19 protein-coding genes and 1 tRNA gene are annotated in these 20,312 nt (G+C 72.0%); 14 read left to right on the top strand and 6 right to left on the bottom strand.

Features of this window, described 5'->3' with window-relative positions; translation table 11 throughout:
* Window positions 1-2 precede the first annotated feature (2 nt).
* A complete protein-coding gene (locus tag V2J85_RS27985) occupies window positions 3-1,250 on the top strand; it encodes a M6 family metalloprotease domain-containing protein (protein WP_261950902.1) in 1,248 nt (415 codons plus the stop codon).
* 24 nt (window positions 1,251-1,274) lie between these two features.
* On the opposite strand, the gene V2J85_RS27990 is transcribed toward V2J85_RS27985, so the two are convergent.
* Window positions 1,275-1,919, bottom strand: coding sequence for a TetR family transcriptional regulator (locus V2J85_RS27990; RefSeq protein ID WP_261950901.1), 645 nt, complete (start codon window positions 1,917-1,919; stop codon window positions 1,275-1,277).
* Window positions 1,920-1,958: 39 nt separating this feature from the next.
* On the opposite strand from V2J85_RS27990, the gene V2J85_RS27995 reads away from it, so the two are divergent.
* From V2J85_RS27995 to V2J85_RS28005, 3 genes are all read left to right on the top strand, one after another.
* Window positions 1,959-2,186: a hypothetical protein gene (locus tag V2J85_RS27995; RefSeq protein WP_261957572.1), complete on the top strand. Its 228-nt coding sequence runs from the start codon at window positions 1,959-1,961 to the stop codon at window positions 2,184-2,186.
* Complete coding sequence (locus V2J85_RS28000) at window positions 2,183-2,485, top strand: hypothetical protein (RefSeq protein WP_261950900.1); 303 nt, start codon at window positions 2,183-2,185, stop codon at window positions 2,483-2,485. Before V2J85_RS27995 ends, V2J85_RS28000 begins: the two co-directional genes overlap by 4 nt.
* A 143-nt stretch (window positions 2,486-2,628) precedes the next feature.
* Window positions 2,629-2,701: transfer RNA gene (locus V2J85_RS28005), tRNA-Arg, on the top strand.
* A gap of 290 nt (window positions 2,702-2,991) precedes the next feature.
* Here the strand turns inward: V2J85_RS28005 and V2J85_RS28010 are convergent.
* The gene (locus V2J85_RS28010; RefSeq protein ID WP_261950899.1) at window positions 2,992-4,251 is read right to left on the bottom strand and encodes a hypothetical protein; all 1,260 of its coding nucleotides are present in this window, start codon (window positions 4,249-4,251) and stop codon (window positions 2,992-2,994) included.
* A gap of 757 nt (window positions 4,252-5,008) precedes the next feature.
* Here V2J85_RS28010 and V2J85_RS28015 point away from each other — a divergent pair.
* The 8 genes from V2J85_RS28015 (at window position 5,009) to recQ (ending at window position 14,210) form a co-directional block, all read left to right on the top strand.
* Window positions 5,009-6,265, top strand: coding sequence for an SLC13 family permease (locus V2J85_RS28015; RefSeq protein ID WP_330823122.1), 1,257 nt, complete (start codon window positions 5,009-5,011; stop codon window positions 6,263-6,265).
* Window positions 6,266-6,270: 5 nt separating this feature from the next.
* Window positions 6,271-6,753 carry a universal stress protein gene (locus V2J85_RS28020; protein WP_261950898.1) on the top strand — a complete coding sequence of 161 codons (483 nt, stop codon included), beginning with the start codon at window positions 6,271-6,273 and terminating at the stop codon, window positions 6,751-6,753.
* 163 nt (window positions 6,754-6,916) lie between these two features.
* On the top strand, window positions 6,917-7,114 hold the full coding sequence (locus V2J85_RS28025) for a hypothetical protein (protein WP_330823097.1): 198 nt from the start codon (window positions 6,917-6,919) through the stop codon (window positions 7,112-7,114).
* 658 nt (window positions 7,115-7,772) lie between these two features.
* Window positions 7,773-7,976 (top strand): cold-shock protein, encoded by a 204-nt coding sequence (locus V2J85_RS28030; protein ID WP_161242060.1) that lies wholly within the window; start codon window positions 7,773-7,775, stop codon window positions 7,974-7,976.
* A 228-nt stretch (window positions 7,977-8,204) separates the two neighbouring features.
* Complete coding sequence (locus V2J85_RS28035; RefSeq protein WP_330823098.1) at window positions 8,205-9,689, top strand: DEAD/DEAH box helicase; 1,485 nt, start codon at window positions 8,205-8,207, stop codon at window positions 9,687-9,689.
* Window positions 9,690-9,732: 43 nt separating this feature from the next.
* Window positions 9,733-10,062 carry a CBS domain-containing protein gene (locus tag V2J85_RS28040; RefSeq protein WP_261950895.1) on the top strand — a complete coding sequence of 110 codons (330 nt, stop codon included), beginning with the start codon at window positions 9,733-9,735 and terminating at the stop codon, window positions 10,060-10,062.
* A 960-nt stretch (window positions 10,063-11,022) separates the two neighbouring features.
* On the top strand, window positions 11,023-11,373 hold the full coding sequence (locus V2J85_RS28045; protein WP_261950894.1) for a helix-turn-helix domain-containing protein: 351 nt from the start codon (window positions 11,023-11,025) through the stop codon (window positions 11,371-11,373).
* 851 nt (window positions 11,374-12,224) lie between these two features.
* Window positions 12,225-14,210 (top strand): DNA helicase RecQ, encoded by a 1,986-nt coding sequence (recQ, locus tag V2J85_RS28050; protein ID WP_330823099.1) that lies wholly within the window; start codon window positions 12,225-12,227, stop codon window positions 14,208-14,210.
* 73 nt (window positions 14,211-14,283) lie between these two features.
* Here the strand turns inward: recQ and V2J85_RS28055 are convergent, their stop codons facing one another.
* Together V2J85_RS28055 and V2J85_RS28060 are read right to left on the bottom strand one after the other, a co-directional pair.
* Complete coding sequence (locus V2J85_RS28055) at window positions 14,284-15,579, bottom strand: sensor histidine kinase (RefSeq protein ID WP_330823100.1); 1,296 nt, start codon at window positions 15,577-15,579, stop codon at window positions 14,284-14,286.
* Window positions 15,576-16,304, bottom strand: a complete 729-nt coding sequence (locus V2J85_RS28060; RefSeq protein WP_261950890.1) for a hypothetical protein — start codon at window positions 16,302-16,304, stop codon at window positions 15,576-15,578. Before V2J85_RS28060 ends, V2J85_RS28055 begins: the two co-directional genes overlap by 4 nt.
* A gap of 318 nt (window positions 16,305-16,622) precedes the next feature.
* On the opposite strand from V2J85_RS28060, the gene V2J85_RS28065 reads away from it, so the two are divergent.
* A complete protein-coding gene (locus V2J85_RS28065) occupies window positions 16,623-16,907 on the top strand; it encodes a hypothetical protein (RefSeq protein WP_261950889.1) in 285 nt (94 codons plus the stop codon).
* Window positions 16,908-16,924: 17 nt separating this feature from the next.
* Here V2J85_RS28065 and V2J85_RS28070 read toward each other — a convergent pair whose 3' ends face one another.
* On the bottom strand, window positions 16,925-17,758 hold the full coding sequence (locus V2J85_RS28070) for an isocitrate lyase/PEP mutase family protein (RefSeq protein ID WP_330823101.1): 834 nt from the start codon (window positions 17,756-17,758) through the stop codon (window positions 16,925-16,927).
* Window positions 17,759-17,821: 63 nt separating this feature from the next.
* Between V2J85_RS28070 and V2J85_RS28075 the strand changes: the two genes are divergently transcribed.
* Window positions 17,822-18,601, top strand: coding sequence for an ArsR/SmtB family transcription factor (locus V2J85_RS28075; RefSeq protein WP_261950887.1), 780 nt, complete (start codon window positions 17,822-17,824; stop codon window positions 18,599-18,601).
* Window positions 18,602-18,684: 83 nt separating this feature from the next.
* Here V2J85_RS28075 and V2J85_RS28080 read toward each other — a convergent pair whose 3' ends face one another.
* Complete coding sequence (locus tag V2J85_RS28080) at window positions 18,685-20,178, bottom strand: glycosyltransferase family 39 protein (RefSeq protein ID WP_261950886.1); 1,494 nt, start codon at window positions 20,176-20,178, stop codon at window positions 18,685-18,687.
* Window positions 20,179-20,312 lie beyond the last annotated feature (134 nt).

Raw genomic sequence — 20,312 nt, forward strand, 5'->3', positions numbered from 1 at the left:
TTATGAAGCTCAAGGTATCCGCGGTGCTGGCCGCCGGTGCGGCCACCGCGGCGGCGGCCATAGCGCTGGGTTCACCCCCCAACGCCGTGGCCATACCTCCCGGGCCCGGCGCCCCGCCCAGCGGCCCCTGCGCGCTGCACGGCATCACCAGCGACGTCGCCGAATCGGCCGACACCCCCGCCGGTTTCGCCCGCTCGTCCGGCGTCGTACGGGCCCTGACGCTCTTCATCGACTTCCCGGACGCCCGCGCCACGATGCCGGCCAGCGCCCGCTTCGCCGAGTTCTTCCCGGCCACCACGGACTTCTTCCGCACCAGCTCGTACGGCAGGCTGACCTATCTGCCGATGCCGCTGTTCCGGTGGATCCGGATGTCCCGGCCGCTGGCGGCGTACGGCATCCAGCGCGGCACCAACTTCGACCCCGCCTCGGACGGCGGCTACCACGCGCTGGCGCAGGAGGTCGTGCGCGCCGTCGACCCGATCGTCAACTTCCGTGACTACGACGTCATCAACATCATCGCGGCGCCCAACGCGGGACCGCCGGCCACCCGTACGGTCCTGTCGGTCACCTTCAGCGGGGGCGACATGGGGCTGAAGACGGCCGACGGGGTGCCGTTCCGGAACGCGTCCTTCATCTGGAGCCGGCAGTCGGGTCTGAGCGCCTTCCGGGTCCTCAACCACGAGAACGCGCACAGCTTCGGCCTGCCGGACCTCTACTACACCGACGACCGCCAGGAGCCGCCACCGGTGGGCCACTGGGACCCGATGGACGAGGACTGGGGGCCGAACAACGACTTCGTCGGCTGGCACAAGTGGAAGCTCGGCTGGCTGTCGCCCCAACAGGTGCACTGCGCGCCGCCGCACGGGACGCCCGGCGAACACACCCTCACCCCGGTCTCCACACCGGGCGGCACCAAGATCGTCGTCATCCCGACCTCGCCGCACAGCGCCCTGGTGGTCGAGGCCCGCAGCCGCGGCCTGCTCGAACCCGCGGTCTGCCGGCCGGGCGTCCTGCTCTACCGCGTCGCCACCGACGTGCCCTCGGGCCGCGGCCCGCTCCGGATCGTGGACGCCACCCCGCACAGCGGCGGCTGCTACCGGGACAACCCGTACGTCGACCCGGAACTGACCGATGCGACCTTCCTCCCCGGCGAGAGCTACACCGACCAGGCCACCGGGGCCTCGGTCACCGTCCTCACGGAAAACCAGGACGGCACCTACCGCGTCCGCGTCACCCCGGCCCGCGCCTGACCCGGCAGCCCCACCGGCCGGCCCTCAGGAAAGATCCCCCTCCTCCCGCCAGTGCTGCCGCCCGATGCTGATCAGCCGCAGCTGGCGGCGCGCCGTACGCACCACCTGGTCGGCGGCCCCGGGCGCGCCGTCCTCGTCGGCGTCGAGCAGCGCGGCGGCCGTCGTGACCAGCCGGTCCACGTACAGCTCGGCCAGCATCCGGACGTCGTCATCGCGCCATCCCTCCGACACCGGCTGGGACTTGAGCGCCGCCGCGACCTCCTCCGCGAACCGGTCGAGCTCGTCCGCGATGGCCTGCCGTACGGCCCGTACGCCGCCGTGCCGCTCGCGGGCGATGAACCGGATGTGCAGCGGGTACGCCCGTACGTGCCGCTCGACGACCGCGACCGTGCGGTCTATCCGCTCCTCGGCGCCGTCCTGTTCGGCGAGGATCGCCCGCACCATCACGTGCAGGCTGCCGAGCGCCTCCTCGACCAGTGCGACGCCGAGTTCCCCCAGGTCCTTGAAGTGCCGGTAGAACGCGGCCGGGGCGATCCCCACCACCCGCGTCACCTCCCGCAGCCCCAGGCTGCTCAGGCTCTGCTCCGCCAACAGGCCGAGCGCCGCGTCGAGCAGTGCCTGACGGGTCTTCTGCTTCTGGGCCTGGCGGACCCCAAGGGTGTGACTCATGTCATCCAGTAAACAACCGTTCTCTTAACTTCTCCACCCATGAACAGTCGTATGCTGGAGGCACTGAGTGAACAAGTGTCCTCCGAGTGGAAAAGGCAGATCATGCTCTTCCTCGTCGCAGCCCTCCTCCTGATGGGGATCATGCTGGGCACCGCGGCACACCTCCCCGTCCCCGTCACCCTCATCGCGGCCGCCGTCATCAGCGGCTGGCTGCTCGTCTTCTTCCTCCGCGAACGCCGCCACAAGACCGAGGTGACCTCCCGATGACCGCGCTCAGCCAAGCCCCGCGGACGACCGCCCCCGCGCCGGCCGTCGCCACCCGCGCCGCCCGCTCGCACGCCGACGGCATGGCCGTGGCCTCCTTCATCCTCGGCCTGCTCGGCACCCTGGTCCTCAACCTCGTCCTCGGCCCCTGTGCCCTGATCCTCGGCGGCCTCGCCCTGGCCCGCGGCACCACCCGCCGCGGCCGCGCCCTCCTGGGCCTCGCCCTCGGCGCCACGGACCTCCTCCTGCTCGCCCTCCTGGTCACCACGGACGGCACGGTCAGCTGGCACATCGCCGGCTGACCCACCCCCGGCAGGCGCCCCCGCACACCCCGCAACACCCCTGCCACGACCCGCCCCAACCGCGCTGACCTGCCGAAAGGCAAACCTTGCAAGCGTGGATCCCTTATCCGCTACGCTAGTCGCCGGATCACGCCGTGATCCACGCCTCCGTAGCTCAGGGGATAGAGCACCGCTCTCCTAAAGCGGGTGTCGCAGGTTCGAATCCTGCCGGGGGCACGGAGAAACACCTGGTCAGGGGCCCTTTCGCCCAGCGGGCGGGAGGGCTCTCGCACTCGCGGCACACATATGGCACACATGCGCTGCGAGCAGAGGGCGACCGGTGCAGAACGTGATCGACGGGTGTCGGTCGCCCGCCGATCTCCTCGACTCGGGCACGTAGCTTGATCAATGGGCGCGTCCGGGGCACTGCCCTGCATAGGCGAGCCAGCGCCGTAGCAGGGGACATCGATACCGCCGAGTCCGTGCCGGGGCCATTTGCGCGGCCCGCGCCGCCGCTGACCACACGCCTAAGGCGTCGCCGTGGCCTGTTCGGTGGTCAGGCGGGCCCGCCAGTCACGGACGTAGTCATGGGAGATGGAGGCCAGGCGGGCTATCTCCGCGTCGTCACGGCCGTCTCCCCACGCCAGGATCCGGGTCACGGTGCGGTTCCGCGCGGCGCGGAAGTCCTTGAGCACGCCTTCGAGACGTTCGACCTCCTCGCCTTCGTAGACGAGCTGCCGGTCGACGGCGGCCCGTTCGTCGGCGCGCAACTGCCGAAGATAGGCGGGCAGGCCCGTCAGGACCAACCCCTCCTCGTGCGCGGCGCTCTGGAAGCGTTCGACCAGGGCCGCCAGCACGCAGTCCGGCACATCGGCGAGAGTGGCTCCGGGCGGCTTGGCCGCCTCCCAGGTGCCCCTGCCGGCCTCCGTCGCCTCCAGCCAGAGGCGGGCCTCCGTAGGAGTACGGTCGCCGCACGCCTGGGCGCGATAGGCGTACAGGGCGGCGCGGTGGCCGTAGAAGGTGAAACCGTCCTCGATCTGCCGGTCGGCGGCGCGGCACATCCGCCCCGGGACACCGCCGTAGCCCGAGTCGGGCCGGTAGTCGGCGTAAGCCTCCAGTTCCGCGTCGGTGGCCACTCCCCAGGACGGCTCGCACAGGTCGGGGTTGCTCGCGAGGAACGCGCTGACCTCGACCCGCCACGCGGGGACCGGGCTCATCCGGAGCCTGGGCCAGACGACAGCTCCGGAGGGCGCGAAGGTGTAGGTGGCGGCCTGCTCGATGTCGTCCCAGGCGGTGGCGGCCTCGGCGGACCACTCCAGTTCACCGGCCGGTCCCGTGCGGTGTATCGAGTCCACGAGCCGCTGTACGGCGGGCAGTGTGCGCAGCGCGAGCGCATGCAGTTCCTCGGCGGTGAAGAAGCGCCAGGAGTAGCCGCGCTGCTCGTCGTGCGCCAGGTGGGTCAGCAGGTACACGAGAACGCCGGGGGTCGGCAGCGTCCCGTCACCGAGTGCGCTGCGCGGGACACCGGGGAGCTGACTGTCCAGGTGCTCGCGCGAGGCCCGCCAGTCGACGTCCCCGAACCAGACCGCACCGCTCTGCGCGTCGATGGCCAACCACTGGTGGTAGCCCACTCCCGGGCCGTACCGCTCCGCTTGCTGCTCGGCGTCTTCGTCGTGCCAGACGTACTCGGCGGGGGGCGGGTTCAGCTCTACGGCCACGAAGCCGTCCTCCGGGCGGTAGCCGGTGAGGATGCGGGCCGTGATCGGTGCGCTGTCGGCGGCGGTCATGAGGGGTTTCCTCTCGGTGGAACAGCAACCGCCGCAAACCGTAGTGCGCCCGTCGGTCATTAGTTCAATTTTCAGTCATTTGCGCCTGACTCGACACGGTAGGCGGGCACCCCCGGGGCCTCGATGTCACGCGAGGTCTACGCGTGTACAAGCGGACACCAGGTTGGCCATATTTCACGCAGCCTCCACGATTTGCTCACTTCACGGCATACCTTCACAGCTCGTCCTCGATCAGCTCGAAGGCATGCCGGGCGCGTGCGGCCGCCAGCGCCGGCGCGCCCGTCAGCACCGTCCACGCAGGCAACACACCCGGCCGGGGCACCGCATTCCTCACCGCGACCCACCTGAGCCGGGTCCCACAACCGTCAACATCGCGATCAAGGGTCGGCAAGACCCGCGGCGACCGATCCACAGACACAGAAGCGAAGCACCACCGCAGCGCGAGGGCGGCATCCGCCGACGACTGAAGCGGCCAGGCGCTCAGAACGCTGCCACCGGGGCCCTGGCCGTTGGCGTCGCTCGGGTGTCCACCGAAGTCCGCGCGAGGCTCCCGGTGAACTCCATCGACGACGTCAAGCTCCGCCGACGCCCGAACGGCACCGGTCGCCGGATCGGCGACACCCTGATAGTTTAATGTTCTACTACTTGCCAAGGTTGCGCCGCGCCCGCGTCCCCCACGAACGCAACGTGCTCGACTCCAGCCGCCGCGGATCCGGCGCGACCTTTCACCACCGGCATCCTCCGAAAGGCTCCGACCCTGAACACCGCACTCGCAGAAGCCCTCTCTGTCGCCCTGCTCCTGGCGGTGCTGGCATGTGCGGTGATCCGGCCGTGGGGGTGGCCGGAGGCGGTCGTGGCCGTTCCCGCCGCCGGAGTGGTCATCGCCACCGGCGCGATCTCCCTGGATCACGCGGCGGCCGAGGCCGTCCGGCTGGGTCCGGTGATCGGCTTCCTCGCGGCTGTGCTCGTTCTGGCCCAGTTGTGCGACGACGAGGGCCTGTTCCACGCCTGCGGCGCCTGGATGGCCCGCAGGGCGGCCGGCCGCCCCCGTCGCCTGCTGGTGCTGGTGTTCGTGATCGCCTCGCTGATCACCGCGGTGCTCAGCTTGGACGCCACGGTGGTGCTGCTGACGCCGGTGGTGTTCGCCACCGCCGCCCGGCTGGGCGCCCGCGCCAAACCGCACGTGTACGCCTGCACCCACCTGTCCAACACGGCCTCGCTGCTGCTGCCCGTCTCCAACCTGACCAACCTGCTGGCGTTCGCCGCCAGCGGCCTGAGCTTCACCCGCTTCGCCGCCCTGATGGCGCTGCCCTGGCTGGCCGCGATCGGTGCCGAGTACGTCGTCATCCGCCGCTTCTTCGCCACCGACCTGGACGCCGGCGCCCAGAGCCCGCCCACGGAAGCACCCCGCGAACTGCCACTGTTCGCCCTGATCACCGTGGCGGGCACCCTGGCCGGCTTCGTCCTGACCTCCGCGCTCGGCATCAACCCGGCCTGGGCCGCCGCCGCGGGCGCGGCCGTTCTGGCGGCCCGCGCGCTGACCCGGCGCCGCACCACCCCCACCGCGATCGTCCGGTCCGCGGCCCTGCCGTTCTGCGCCTTCGTCCTGGCCCTGGGCATCGTGGTCCGGGCGGTGGTCGACAACGGTCTCGCCGACGCGCTGGGCCACCTGGCGCCCGGCGGCACAAGCCTCCCGGCCCTCCTCGCCATCGCGGCCCTGGCAGCGGTACTGGCCAACATCATCAACAACCTGCCCGCCGTCCTGGTCCTGCTCCCCCTGACCGCCCCCACCGGCCCGGGTGCCGTCCTGGCCGTCCTCCTCGGGGTCAACATCGGCCCGAACCTCACCTACGCCGGCTCGCTGGCCACCCTGCTGTGGCGGCGCATCGTGCGCGAACACGACACCGACGTGGCCCTGGGCGAGTTCACCCGCCTCGGCCTGCTCGCCGTACCGGCCGCCCTACTGCTCGCGGTGGTGGCACTGTGGACCTCACTCCAAACGAGCGGAGGCTGAACACCGTGACCGTCATCGTCTGGATCGTCGAGGGCACCTGGCCCGCCTGCGTCGACGCCGCACGCGCCCACACGCCCGCGGACGCCGACACGGTGCTGCTCCACGTCACCGGCCACGAGGTACCGGACGCCGCGCACGGCGCCTACGCCGGACTGCTGGGCCGCGCACGCCCCGATCGCGACCCCGGCACCGCAGTGGAACACCTGGCCGCCGCCTCCGCCGAACAACTCCTGGCCAGCGCGGCCGCGCGGCTGGGTCGCCCCTGCACCCGGCAAGAACGCTCAGGCCGCGCCGAACAGGAGGTCGTGGCCGCCGCAGAAGGCGCCGACCTGCTCATCGTCGCCCGCGACGGCGACCGCACCCACCTCGGCCCCCGCAGCCTCGCCCCCACCAGCCGCTTCATCGTCGACCACGCCCCCTGCCCCGTGCTCCTCGTCTGGCCGGAGCCCGCGCCCACCACCGCCACCATCCCTCCACACCACTGCTAGTACTCCGGCTAAGAGAAGACGTCGCCTGAGCTGGTTCTCCTTTGTTGCTCGTCGTCCCATTCCATGACGGACTCGATCGGGCTGGTGAACTGCTTCGCCTCCTCGGCCAGGGCGTCGGACGACGCCGACCGATGACCGCGGCTACACCGCGGATGACACAGCGTTGCCCATCTACGACGGGTTGATCGACGGCACAGGTGCCGACGGCAACCACGTGCGCATCGAGGGAACAGCGACCGACATCGTGCGCCGCGGCACCGACGGCCGTTACCGGCACATCATCGACAACCTGTTCGGTATCCAGCGGAGGGGCCTCGGGCATGACGTCCGGGGCCGTTTTCGTAAGCGGACGGAGAGCTGAGTTCCCGAACGTGCCCGGCGGATCAGCTTCATCCGGCACGGATTTCCGCTCCCGGGCCGGCCAACGCGCGCCGGCATTTCCACTGCGCCGCCCCTCCCCGGCGAACAGCACCAGAGCGTCCGCGACGTGCCGGGCCGCTTCGGCATCCATGGAGACGATGCGCGCCTCGACGGTGCCCGCCGCGGGAGCAACGTCCGGAACGTCCCCGCTGGGGGTGGTCAACGTACTGCGCGGGTGCGGGCGGTCACGTCCGACCACCTGCCGTCGCGCTCTTCGCGGGGATGTGACCTTCATCGCGGTGGTGGAGTCTCAACGCGTTCACCGTTGCGCCGTCCCCCGGCGACGGTGGCGGCGGCTCATCCCCCGTCGATGAAGGTCATAGGGGTGTGGGCGGATGCGCACGGCAGAAAACGCCGGGCGCGCGGAGAGCCATATCTGTGTCCGCGACATGAGAAATAGGTTCGGGGCCCGACGAGCATTACTCCGAGCGTCGACCGGCGCGGAATTATTGACCGCGCAGGGCTGATCGCACCGTGCTACTGTCGATCTCAGTTGCAGGTGTGGTTGCCAGAAGGTTTATTTCCGACGGGGTAATCATCACGGCGACACGGAATTCGCACAGGGCGAATTCCTGACACCGCCTCGAAGGAGAAATAACATGGCTACTGGCACCGTGAAGTGGTTCAACGCGGAAAAGGGCTTCGGCTTCATCGCTCAGGACGGCGGCGGCGCCGACGTCTTCGCCCACTACTCGAACATCGCCGCCCAGGGCTTCCGCGAGCTGCTGGAGGGCCAGAAGGTGTCGTTCGACATCGCGCAGGGCCAGAAGGGCCCGACGGCCGAGAACATCGTTCCCGCCTGACACCGGCGCTGACGCATACTTCGCAGCTGGGGCCCGCACCTCTGGGGTGCGGGCCCCAGCTCGCTGCTTTTCAGGGCGCGACGGGAAGGCTCCACCACATCACCGACCGGTGAGAAATTCCCCGTCGCCTGACCCGCCCCACATCGACTGTGGCTCGTCTCGAAATTCTTTGCGCGCTCATCTGCTGCGGGAATTCCTTGCTACGTGCCCCATCAAGGATGGTTCCGCATGAAGCGCACCCGCACTCCCCGCACATATGACCGCTTCGGAGGAGGCGACGGCGCCAACCGCTCCGGTGGTCAGCGCCGTTCAAAGGGCTACGGAAACCACCGGGCCGGACGGCCCGCACACGGCGAGTTCGCGCCGCCGAAGACGATCACGCCCGCACTGCCCGCCGTCGGGTCGTTCGCCGAACTCACCATGCCGGCGCCGTTGCTGGCCGCGCTCGGCCACCAGGGCGTGACCGTGCCGTTCCCGATCCAGGCCGCGACCCTGCCCAACTCCCTCGCCGGTCGTGACGTACTCGGCCGTGGCCGCACCGGCTCGGGCAAGACCCTCGCCTTCGGCCTCGCCGTACTGGCTCGTACAGCCGGGCGACGTGCCGAGCCGCGGCAGCCCCTCGCCCTTGTCCTGGTCCCCACCCGTGAGCTCGCCCAGCAGGTCACCGAGGCGCTCACTCCGTACGCCCGCTCCGTGAGCCTGCGGCTCGCCACCGTCGTCGGCGGAATGTCCATCGGCAGGCAGGCCGGTGCGCTGCGCTCCGGGGCCGAGGTGGTCGTCGCGACGCCCGGACGGCTCAAGGACCTCATCGACCGGGGCGACTGCCGACTGGTGGATGTCGACATCACGGTCCTCGACGAGGCCGACCAAATGGCCGACATGGGCTTCATGCCCCAGGTCACCGCCCTGCTCGACCAAGTGCGTCCCGAGGGACAGCGGATGCTCTTCTCGGCCACCCTGGACCGTAACGTCGACCTGCTGGTCCGCCGCTACCTGACGGACCCGGTAGTCCACTCCGTCGACCCGTCGGCGGGCGCGGTCACCACGATGGAGCACCACGTGCTCCATGTGCACGACGCGGACAAGCATCGGACGACCACCGAGATCGCGGCGCGGGACGGTCGAGTGATCATGTTCCTTGACACCAAGCACGCGGTGGACCGGCTGACCGAGCACCTGCTGGGCAGCGGTGTCCGCGCCGCGGCCCTGCACGGTGGCAAGTCCCAGCCGCAACGCACGCGGACCCTGGCCCAGTTCAAGAGCGGGCAGGTGACGGTACTGGTGGCGACCAACGTCGCGGCGCGCGGGATCCACGTCGACAACCTCGACCTGGTCGTCAATGTGGATCCGCCCAGTGACCACAAGGACTACCTGCACCGCGGCGGCCGTACGGCCCGCGCCGGCGAGTCCGGCCGCGTCGTCACCCTGGTGACCCCTGACCAGCGTCGCGGCATGACCCGGTTGATGGCTTCCGCAGGCATCACCCCTCGGGTCGCCCAGGTACGTTCGGGCGAGTCGGAGCTGAGCCGCATCACAGGTGCCCAGGCCCCTTCCGGCGTCCCGGTCGTCGTCCCCGCGCCGGGCGGGGAACGTCCCCGCGGTGCGTCTTCTTCGTCCCAGGGCCGCCGAGGCCGCGTCGGCCAGGGCCGGCCCGTCGGCGAAGCGGCGCGCCGCAGGACACAGCGGCGGACCACCTTCGACTCGGCCGCCTAGAGCCGCCGTGATCACCAGCCCGTCCGTCCGGCAGGAGGCACCCATGACGACCGTTCAGCCGCACCAGGTAGCGGACCGCCCCACGGCCGTGGTCCACGACAGGGGCGCGTTCGGGCCTCGGGTCCGTGACGACATGACGGTCGAGGTGGCCCTCTCCCTCATGGCCGGTGCCCGTGTCGATCACCTCGTCGTGTGCGACGGGGACGACCAGAGCACGGGCCTGGTCACCCTGACCCGGCTCGCCGCTCTCCGCGGCAGCCCCGCCTACACGGACCGGATCCGTCTGCGGGACATCCTCGACGGACCGTTCACCTCGTCCGGCACCGTCGGGGAGCACGGCCGACCCCCGGGCGTCCTCGCCCTCGCCGGCTGATCCGCTTCGCCGCTCCGGACCGCTTCGGCGCTGCTCGGCGGCACCGCCTCCACGGAGGTGTGAGGACAGGCGGAAAGCCGCCGTCAAAGACCCGGTGAGGGCCCGGCCGACGCGCGTCGGCCGGGCCCTCATCCGTCGTATCGCCGCCCGGCGTCTCGTCGTCCGTGCGAAGGCTCCTGGTCGAGCGGAGGGGCGAGGCGGCGTCTGACTGCCCGCGGTGGCCGGGACGGACGCATCCCTTCAGGAGCGTCGGCACACATGCCCACACTCGCGTACCGGCCTGTTCGGCCCTGCCCCTGGCGTGACGCGACCGCCGGGGCGACAAGAGGCGGCTGCCCCAAGCCCTGAGGGACCGGGCCGTGTGCGCGCCGCCCAGGACGACCTGTTCCATCCGTTACCGCAGGCCATAGGAGACCTGTGGCTCCTGAGCATCAAAATCTACTCTTGCCAGAGTAGACATTGACTTCCGGCACGGTTAATCTTTGTCTCGTCGATATGGTCGAGCGAGACCCGGCAGACATGAACTGCCGGGTAGCAGTACCTGAAGTTCGCAGGTCAGCGCGGTTCTGGAGTTCCGAAGCCAAGGCGTTCGAAGAATGGTGACGGGGCTGAGAGCCGCACTGAGCAGCCCGCAGGTCGAGGGGCTGCGCAACAGCATCACCGAGCAGTACGGCAGTAGCCGCTCACCAAGTGGTCGGTTCGAAGAAAGGACGGAGGAGGCAGACGCCATCAGGATCGCCCGGCCCGGCAAACTCCCGGTCCGGGTACCGAAAGACCCCGGAATGGATGGTGGTCCCCGGTCACACAGCCGCGATCCCCGCACCCCTCCCCTTGCCGGGCCGGGTAGCGGAAACAGAAGGTCGGCAGAGCATGAGGGCCGACAGATGGTGTTTCATTTCCTTCGGGGCCCTGGTGCCGTACGGCACCAGGGCCCCTCGACGCGTTGCACTACGAGGTGACATGGCAGCAGATACTCCACTCAGCGATCGTCTGGATGACGACGACTACCCCGCGTACACGATGGGCCGGGCCGCCGAAATGCTCGGCACCACCCCGGGCTTCCTCCGAGCCATCGGTGAGGCTCGTCTGATCACTCCGCTGCGCTCGGAGGGCGGACACCGCCGGTACTCCCGCTATCAACTGCGGATCGCCGCTCGCGCCCGCGAGCTCGTCGACAGAGGAACCCCGATCGAGGCCGCTTGCCGCATCATCATTCTCGAGGACCAGCTTGAGGAGGCTCAGCGCATCAACGCCGCGTACCACCGTGCCGCGAACGATGCGTCCGACAGCTCCAGTCCCGGGTCGGGCTGATCACGTGGGCGGGGCGGGGCGGCTCGGGCACGCACGACTCCGCGACGCACATGAAGGAAGACGCACACGGTCGGCCCGTCCGTGCCGACGAGCGCTGGTTGCCGTTCTGGTGTGCATCAAGGCCCGTCCGGCACCGTTCGCCGCCTGTGACGGCCCACTCCGCCGCAGGGCATAACCGTGCGCGATCGTGCGCGGACTGCCCGGCCGAGGGCGTCCTGCCGGGGATCATCGTGCATGCCGCCGCTGCATCGCTGACCAGGGCGAATGGCGCTACGGAGCGGCATCGAGCAGCCCCCGGCAAGGCCGGTTCTGGAGGGTATGCCCCTCTTGGGCCGGCCCTTTTGTCTGTGCGGGGAGGAGCGGGACGGCCGGGCGGGCGGGCGCGCGGAGTCTGTTCGGCCCGGGCTTCGGGAGCGGTGCCGGCCGGTCAACTCCCCGGAATGCGGCGGGAGTCGGGAGGTCCGGCGGATACGGTGGGGGATGGCTGAGCGATGCGTGCACGAGCTGGTCGTCGAGCAGTGCGTGGACTGCGCTCCGGCGCCGCGGGGGCTGACGAAGTTCGTGTACACGACGGCGCAGGGGCAGGTGTACCACCGGGTTCCGGGGTGCAAGGCGCTGCTGGAGGGGCAGCGGTACGCCGAGCGGCTGGGGCTGGAGATCCACGATGTGCGACGAGTGGCACTGGCCGTTGCCCGGGCGGAGGGGCGGGGAGCCTGCTCGTACTGTTTATGGGGATACCGGCCGGGCTGAAGGGGCCGGGCACCGGAAGTTGTCCACAGGCGCCGCGGGGAGCAGCGCGGAGCTCGTAGGCTTTCGGGGTGGCTCTGGCGGACGTGGGAATGGTCGAGGACATGGATGCAGCAGACGCTCCGGAGGCGGGCGAGGCGGTGCAGGTGCTGCGCCGCGTCTTCGGGTACGACGCGTTCCGGGGCAGCCAGCAGGAGATCATCGAGCACGTCATAGGGGGCGGCGACGCCGTCGTCCTGATGCCGACCGGTGGCGGCAAGTCGCTCTGCTATCAGATTCCGTCGCTGGTCAGGCCGGGTGTCGGGGTCGTGATCTCGCCGTTGATCGCGCTGATGCAGGACCAGGTCGACGCCCTGCGGGCGCTCGGGGTGCGGGCCGGGTTCCTCAATTCGACGCAGGATCTGGAGGAGCGGCGGCTCGTCGAGGCGGAGTTCCTGGCCGGCGAGCTGGATCTGCTGTATCTGGCGCCGGAGCGGCTGCGGGTGGAGCAGACGCTGAGCCTGCTGGACCGGGGGAAGGTCTCCCTCTTCGCGATCGACGAGGCGCACTGCGTGGCGCAGTGGGGGCACGACTTCCGGCCGGACTATCTGGCGCTGTCGATGCTGCACGAGCGCTGGCCCGACGTGCCGCGGATCGCGCTGACGGCCACGGCGACCGACGCCACGCACGCCGAGATCACCTCCCGCCTGAAGATGGCGGAGGCCCGGCACTTCGTGGCGAGCTTCGACCGGCCGAACATCCAGTACCGGATCGTGGCCAAGAGCGAGCCCAAGCGGCAGCTGCTGGAGCTGCTGCGGGGCGAGCATGCCGGGGACGCCGGGATCGTCTACTGCCTCTCGCGGGCCTCCGTGGAGAAGACCGCGCAGTTCCTGGTGGAGAACGGCATCGCCGCGGTGCCGTACCACGCCGGCCTCGACACCCGGACGCGCGCGGAGCACCAGGCGCGGTTCCTGCGGGAGGACGGGCTGGTCGTGGTCGCCACCATCGCGTTCGGGATGGGGATCGACAAGCCGGACGTGCGGTTCGTGGCGCATCTGGACCTGCCCAAGTCGGTGGAGGGCTACTACCAGGAGACCGGGCGCGCCGGCCGGGACGGCCAGCCCTCGACGGCCTGGCTGGCGTACGGACTGCAGGACGTGGTCCAGCAGCGGAAGATGATCGACGGTTCGGAGGGCGACGAGGCGCACCGGCGGCGGCTGTCCGCCCACCTCGACGCGATGCTGGCGCTGTGCGAGACGGTGCAGTGCCGGCGGGTCCGGCTGCTGGCCTACTTCGGGCAGGAGAGCGCCGGCGCCACCTGCGGCAACTGCGACACATGCCTGTCCCCGCCGCAGACCTGGGACGGCACGGTCGCCGCGCAGAAGCTGCTGTCGACGGTCGTACGGCTGCAGCGCGAGCGCGGGCAGAAGTTCGGCGCGGGCCAGATCATCGACATCCTGATGGGGAAGAAGACCGCGAAGGTCATCCAGTTCGACCATGACGCGCTGAGCGTCTTCGGGGTGGGCGACGATCTCCGCGAGGCCGAATGGCGCGGTGTCGTACGGCAGTTGCTGGCTCAGGGGCTGCTCTCCGTCGAGGGTGACTACGGCACGCTGGTGCTCACCGAGACGAGCGGCGAGGTGCTGCGCGGCCGGCGCGAGGTGCCGATGCGGCGGGAGCCGGAGAAGGCCGCGCGGGCCGCGAAGGCGAAGACCGCGAAGGGCAAGCGGGCGCCGGTGGACCTGCCCGAGGAAAAGCTGCCGGTCTTCGAGGCGCTGCGCGGCTGGCGGGCCCGTACGGCCAAGGAGCAGGGCGTGCCCGCGTACGTGATCTTCCATGACGCGACGCTGCGGGAGATCGCCCTCCTGGGACCGGCGACGACGACCGAACTCGGGACGGTCACCGGGGTCGGCGAGAACAAGCTCGTGAAGTACGGCCAGCAGATCCTGGACGTGCTGGCGGGGCGGGACAGCGACGGGGAGGACGCGGGCGGTGGGCGCGCGGCGGCGGTCGCCGATCCCGGGCCCGGCGCCGGTCCCGCGCCCGACTCCGGGCCCGGGCCGGAGGACGAGGAGGCGCTGCCGGAGCCGCCGGACGACATCGACTGGTGAGCGGAGTCCCTCGGCCGGAGAGCGGAGTTCCTCGGCCGGTGAGCGGCGGGTGCGGCGTGGACCGGTGAGCCGCTCAGGAGGGCGCCGAGGCGTCTTCCCGTGGGAGACGGAGGACGGCGCGGGCGCCGCCGTCGGGGGCGTTGGTGAAGCGGAGGTCGATGCCCAGGACGGCGGCCTGGCCGACGGCGATGGTCAGGCCGAGGCCGTGGCCCCTGCCCCGGCCGGGCGCGTCGGTGCGGAAGCGCTGCGGGCCGTGGCGCAGCAGGTCTCCGGGGTAGCCGGGGCCGTGGTCACGGATCTCGATGGCCGGTGGGCCGCCGGGCGGGGTGTCGACGGTGACCACGACCGGCGGCCGGCCGTGCCGGTGCGCGTTGAGGACGAGGTTGGCGAGGATGCGGTCGAGGCGGCGCCGGTCGGTCTCGACGACGGTGTCCGCGGCGACCCGTACGTCGGCGTCGAGGCCGGTGGCGCGCACGGAGCGGGTGACCAGCGCGCCCAGTTCGTACGCGGCGAGATCGGCGTGCTCGGTGCCGGAGTCCAGCCGGGAGATCTCCAGCAGGTCCTCGGTGAGGCGGTGCAGCGCCCGCAGCCGGTCGTTGATCATCTCCTTGGGCCGGCCCTCGGGAAGCAGTTCGGCCGAGGCGAGGATGCCGGTGAGCGGTGTCCGGAGTTCATGGGCCACATCGGCGGTGAACCGCTGTTCGGCCCGCAGCCGGCTCTGCAGGGAGCCGGCCACCGAGTCGAGGGCGGCGGCCACCGCCGCCACCTCGTCCCGCGCCGCAGGCCCGCCGCCCGGGTTTCGGCCCTCGTCCGCGCCGTCACCGTTGCCGCCGCCGACCCGGGCGTCCAGATCGCCGGCGGTGATGCGGCGGGCGACCGCCGCCGTGGTGCCCAGCCGGCGGCTGATGCGGTGCGCGAGGAACAGCCCGGCGAGCGCGACGACCGCGGCGGCGAGCACGGCCGAGCCGAGGATCGCGGTGTCGAAGTTCTCCAGCGAGCGGCGGGTGTTGCCGTAGGGCGACCAGACCGCCATGACCTGGCCGTCGGCCGGCGCCGCGGCCCACATGGCCGGTTGGCCGCGATAGGTACCGACCATGCTGCCGCGCTGCCCCGAACGCGCCAACTCCCTCAAGGGACGCGGTAGTTCGACCGGGTCGAGGAGGGAGTTGATGCCCTCGCGGGAGGTGCCGTACTCGAAGAGGTCCAGCGCGGTGTCGAGGTTCGCGCGGGTCTCCTTCCGTACCTGGCCCACGGTCTGACGGGCCACCGCGTTGTGGACGAGCACGCCGAGGACGGCGGCGACCGCACAGCTCACCGCCATCACGGTCAGCGCGATCTTCCAGCGGAGGGAGACCGCCGGGCGCCTCATGGCCCGCTCCCGGCACGCCCGTTGCTCCCGCCGCTCCCACTGCCGCCGGTCCGGCGGGTCTGGTGTCTGCGGGCCTCGTCGAGGGTGAGGTCCCACAGGGCCATCGCCTTGCCGTCCCAGACCAGGTCGGTGACGCTCACGTAGCGCGGGTCCTTGGTGGGCTCACGCACCGCCAGATGACCGGCCGCCAGCTCGACGCCGGCCAGCACGCCGCGCAGCACGAGCACCCGGGTCACCACCGTCTTCCGCACGCTGTAGACGCGGAGTTCGCTGGTGCGCGGGTCGAGGTCGATGACGGTGATCAGGTCGGGTTCACCGTCGTCCGTGAGGTCGTGCAGCGCGGGGCGGCGAACGGCGCGGCGGGCGGGCGGATGCTGCCCCTCCGCGGAGATGTCCGCGTCGAGGACGGCGAGCGGGTCGGCGTCCGCCATGCTGCCGCTGCGGACGTGCGGCACACCGGCCACGGGCGTGAGTGCGGCCGGGTTGTCCTCCCGGCCGAGCGGGGCGGGGGTGTACTCCGGCCAGAGCGCGAGCGGCGCCTTGACGTCGCGGGCCCGTCCGTCGCTCTCCAGACCCTCCAGACCGGCGCAACCGGCGAGGAGCGGGAGGGCGCAGAGGGCGGTGGCGCGGCAGATGCGCCGCCAGGGGCCGTTGTGCCGCCGTGAGCTGACGCGCTCCCAGGGGCGACGGCGTCTTGGCGCGCGGCCGTCCTCGCCGCCTCGCATCCCGTCGTCACCGCCTCCCGTCCGGGCCCGTTTCCTCAAGCTATCCAAGGCGGCGGGCGGGGGAACCTTCAGCGCGGCCATCCGACGGCGGGGCGCGGACGACCCCGGCGGCGTCCGGCCCAGGCCCCGGCGCCGGCTCGAACACCTTGCCGGGCTTGCGGCCTTTGGCCCGAACTGGTGGGCGCATTGTCACGGGACCGATCCCAGAGATCTTGCTGACTGTTACACAACGTATGGATTGCCGTTAAGGACGCTCCGTAAGGTGCCTGCCGTACCGTGACCCCGGGCGGCCCGAGCCGCCCCCGACGAGGAGTACCCATGCGGGCCCAGCGCCGCTCCATGATCCGTACCGCCACCGTCGCCACCGGTGCGCTCGCCGTCCTGCTGCTGCCCGCGGGCGCCGCCTTCGCCGCGGACTCCACCGTGCCCACGGAAAGCCGTACGTCGATCATGCTGCCCGACAACGGGCTGGCCGGGCTCGCCGAGAAGGCCGGGCACCTGCCCAAGGCGGGCCTGATCGGAGGCGCGGGCGCGCTGGGCGTGGCGGGCGCGGCCGTCGCCGTCCACCGCCGCCGCCAGGCGGGCCGGGGCCGGCAGGCCTGAGCGCCGAGCGGGGGGACCTACTCCCCCTGCTCCTCCCCCACCATCCGCTGGACGTCCTCGTACATGAGCGCCGCGCCGCCCGGCTCCGGCAGCGGCTGCCCCGTACGGATCGCCTCCGCCGTCCCGAGGGTGGCCTGCAGGGCCGTACGGAAGAGCAGCGAACCGGTGCTGATCCGGCGCACGCCGAGCTCCGCCAGCCGGGCGACGGTGTGCCGGCCCGGCGTGAAGAGGATGTTCAGCGGGGCCTGGACCTCGCGGACCAGCACCGCGATGTCCTCGTCGGCGACGATCCCCGGCACGAACACCCCGTCCGCGCCCGCCGTCAGATAGGCCTCGGCGCGGGTGAGCGTCTCCGACAGCGGGGGCGGGGTGGTCACCCGCCAATGGGTGTCGATCCGGGCGTTCAGGAACAGCCCCGGCGCCCGCTGCTTCACCGCGGCGAGCACCTCGGCCTGCCGCGCCGCTTCCTGCAGCCCCGCGCCACCGGGCAGCCCGTCCTCCAGATTGATCCCCGCCGCCCCGGCCTCCGCCAGCGCCCCCGCCAGATCCGCCACCTGCTCCGGCCCGCCACCGAACCCGCCCTCGATGTCGACGGTGTACGGGCAGGCCAGCCGGCCGTTGAGGCGCAGTGCCAGGGCGAGGGTGGCGTCCTTGACCTCGGCGAGCCCGCGGCCGTCCGGATAGCCGTGGGCCGCCGCGACCCCCAGGCTCGTCGTGCCGACCGCCGCGAATCCGGCCCCGGCGAGGGCCACCGCCGACGCGACGTCCCAGGCGTTGGGGAGCAGCAGCGGCTGGTCGGCATGGTGCAGCGCGTGGAAGTGGAAGGTGGCGTACTCCGGGGAGGTGCTCATACGGGCACCGTAGGCACGAGTCCCTTCGGTACGCACCGAAGACTCGCGGCGGACAATCGAGTCATGACCACTCCGGCGTACAGCACCGCGACGAACCGGACCGCGACGCACCGCGCCCCCGCGGACGGCACTCCGGCGTACAGCACCGAGCTCGCACGGCTGGCCGCGCTGCTGGCGGACCGGACCCGGGCCGCCTTCTGCCTGGCGCTGCTCGACGGGCGGGCCTGGACGGCCGGCGAGCTGGCGGCATACGCGCAGGTCGCGCCCTCGACGGCAAGCGAGCACCTGACCCGGCTGACCGAGGGCGGACTGCTCGCCGAACGGCGCCAGGGCCGCCACCGCTACCTCCAGCTCGCCGGCCCGCACGTCGCCGAGCTGCTGGAATCCCTGACCGCGCACCTCGACCCGCCACAGGGGGCGCCGCGCGGGCTGCGCGCGGTGTCCGCCTCCGCGGCGCTGGCCCGGGGCCGCACCTGTTACGACCACCTCGCCGGCCGGCTCGGCGTGGCCATCACCGACGCGATGACCGCACGTGGCCTGGTCGACCAGGACGGCGGCTTCGCGCTCACCGACGCCGGCCGGGACTGGTTCACCGACGCGCTGGGCGTCGAACCGGCCGACCTGCGCACCGGCCGCCGGCCGCCGGCCCGTGCCTGCCTCGACTGGACCGAGCGCCGCAACCACCTCGCGGGCACGGCCGGCGCCCGGCTCTGCGACCGGCTGCTCGACCGCCGTTGGGTCCGCCGCATCGGCAGCGGCCGGGCGGTGCGCCTCACCGACGCCGGCGCGGCGGCCCTCCAGGAGCTGCTGGGGCTGGACGGGACGGCGGCCGGGCTGCGCTGAAGGGGCCGGCACCTCGGTCGGACGTGGCCCCCTCTTGGGTGGTTCAACGAGCTCTTCGGTGTTTCAGCGAGCTCTTCGGTGCTTCAGCGCGCGTTTGCCGCCCCGCACGCCCCCGCCCGCCCGTACACCGTGATGCGGGCGCCCCGGACCTCCGTGGTGCTGCAGACCCGGAAGGCGTCGCGCAGGGTGGCCCGTTTGGCGATTTCCTGGTCGTTGTCGTCGGCGGGCTGGCCGTCCGGGTCACCGGCGACCACGATCCGGCGGCTGGCCAGCATCCGGGCGCGGATGGCGTCGCCGGAGCGTTCGGTGCCGTAGAGGGTGTGGGAGGCCAACGGGCTCTCGGCCAGGGCGAGATCGGTCAGGCCGCGGAAGTCGTGCGGCCGGGTCGCCCGCCAGATCCGCCGCCGGGCCGGCATGAAGAGCAGCCCGTCGCCCGGCTCGGCCACCGCGCGTACGGCCTGGGCGACCGCGGTGACGTCGTCGACCCGGCTGTCCGGGCTGCGCAGATGGACGTCGACGGGCAGCAGGGCGGCCAGCACCAGCGCGACGGCCGCGGTCCGGCGCAGCCGGCGGGCCCGGGTCTGCCCCAGTTCGCCGGCCGGGCGCAGCAGCCGGGCCAGCGCGGCACCGGCGAGCAGGGCGAAGCCGACGACGTAGTAGAGGACGTAGCGGTCGACGTAGGCCGGTTCGACGTGCGAGAGCAGCAGCAACAGGACGGTGGGCAGGAGCAGCAGCGGGATGCCCAGGGCGCGCAGGCCGATCGGGCCGCGGGAGCGGATCCGCACCCGGGCGCAGGCCAGGCCGAGGACCGCGAGCACGGCGAAGGTCAGCAGCTGCAGCGGGTCCGGCCACATCAGCCAGCTGATCTGCGCCGACTGCCGGGTGCTGAAGACCGCGAGCGGGGACAGGGCGGCGAGGACGGTGGCCGCGGACAGCGCCCAGGCGCGCAGTACGCGGCGGGGCAGCCGGGCGAGGATCAGCGCGGCGGCGTGGACGGGCAGCACCAGGCACGCGAACTCGTGCAGCAGGCAGGCGGCCAGCATGAGCGCCGTGTAGCCGGGCCACAGCCCGGGGCGCGGGTGCGGGACCGGCTGGGGGTGCGGACGCGAGGGCGGGGGTGCCGCCGCGGCCGCGGTCAGGACCAGCAGGTACGTGGCCCAGACGACCAGTGCGCAGACGGTCGCGTACGAGCGCCCCTCCTGCGCGTACTGCTGGACGACGGGGATGCACGCGAACGTGAAGCCGGCCAGCAGGCCCGCCCGCCGGCCGACGAGGCGGTGCCCGAGCAGGGCGACGCCCGCGGTGGCGGCGGTCATCGCGGCCACCGACGGCAGCCGCAGCCCCACCACCGCGCCGAACGTCCCGTCGAGGGTGGCGTCGTAGACCCGGAACCAGACGTGCATCAGCGCGTAGTACAGGCCGTGGACGACATCGGCGTGCAGCAGCGTGTGCCACAGGTCGGGCAGGCTGCGGTGGGCCATGTCGTAGGTGACCGCCTCGTCGCGCCATATGGCGTCCTGGCGGCGGATCCCCCACGCCCCCAGGAGCAGCATCACCCCGGAGGGCAGCAGCGTCACCGCGCCCTGCGCCGCCCACGCTCTGCGCGTGGCGACGGCGGACGCATAGGCCGGCTTCTGTGCTTGCGCTACGTCGATGACGGGCTCCGGTCACGTACGGGACGGAGGACGGGCGAGCGGGGCGGGCGGTGTTG

Origin of the sequence: Streptomyces bugieae, from assembly GCF_036352915.1 — a bacterium.
GTDB classification, from domain to species: Bacteria; Actinomycetota; Actinomycetes; order Streptomycetales; family Streptomycetaceae; genus Streptomyces; species Streptomyces endophytica.

Bases quoted from the DNA above. Each gene is read 5' to 3' on its own strand.
- V2J85_RS27985 (WP_261950902.1), top strand. From the start codon at position 3: ATGAAGCTCAAGGTATCCGCGGTGCTGGCCGCCGGTGCGGCCACCGCG.
- V2J85_RS27990 (WP_261950901.1), bottom strand. From the start codon at position 1,919: ATGAGTCACACCCTTGGGGTCCGCCAGGCCCAGAAGCAGAAGACCCGT.
- V2J85_RS27995 (WP_261957572.1), top strand. From the start codon at position 1,959: ATGAACAGTCGTATGCTGGAGGCACTGAGTGAACAAGTGTCCTCCGAG.
- V2J85_RS28000 (WP_261950900.1), top strand. From the start codon at position 2,183: ATGACCGCGCTCAGCCAAGCCCCGCGGACGACCGCCCCCGCGCCGGCC.
- V2J85_RS28010 (WP_261950899.1), bottom strand. From the start codon at position 4,251: ATGACCGCCGCCGACAGCGCACCGATCACGGCCCGCATCCTCACCGGC.
- V2J85_RS28030 (WP_161242060.1), top strand. From the start codon at position 7,773: ATGGCTACTGGCACCGTGAAGTGGTTCAACGCGGAAAAGGGCTTCGGC.
- V2J85_RS28035 (WP_330823098.1), top strand. From the start codon at position 8,205: ATGAAGCGCACCCGCACTCCCCGCACATATGACCGCTTCGGAGGAGGC.
- V2J85_RS28040 (WP_261950895.1), top strand. From the start codon at position 9,733: ATGACGACCGTTCAGCCGCACCAGGTAGCGGACCGCCCCACGGCCGTG.
- V2J85_RS28045 (WP_261950894.1), top strand. From the start codon at position 11,023: ATGGCAGCAGATACTCCACTCAGCGATCGTCTGGATGACGACGACTAC.
- recQ (WP_330823099.1), top strand. From the start codon at position 12,225: ATGGATGCAGCAGACGCTCCGGAGGCGGGCGAGGCGGTGCAGGTGCTG.
- V2J85_RS28055 (WP_330823100.1), bottom strand. From the start codon at position 15,579: ATGAGGCGCCCGGCGGTCTCCCTCCGCTGGAAGATCGCGCTGACCGTG.
- V2J85_RS28060 (WP_261950890.1), bottom strand. From the start codon at position 16,304: ATGCGAGGCGGCGAGGACGGCCGCGCGCCAAGACGCCGTCGCCCCTGG.
- V2J85_RS28065 (WP_261950889.1), top strand. From the start codon at position 16,623: ATGCGGGCCCAGCGCCGCTCCATGATCCGTACCGCCACCGTCGCCACC.
- V2J85_RS28070 (WP_330823101.1), bottom strand. From the start codon at position 17,758: ATGAGCACCTCCCCGGAGTACGCCACCTTCCACTTCCACGCGCTGCAC.
- V2J85_RS28075 (WP_261950887.1), top strand. From the start codon at position 17,822: ATGACCACTCCGGCGTACAGCACCGCGACGAACCGGACCGCGACGCAC.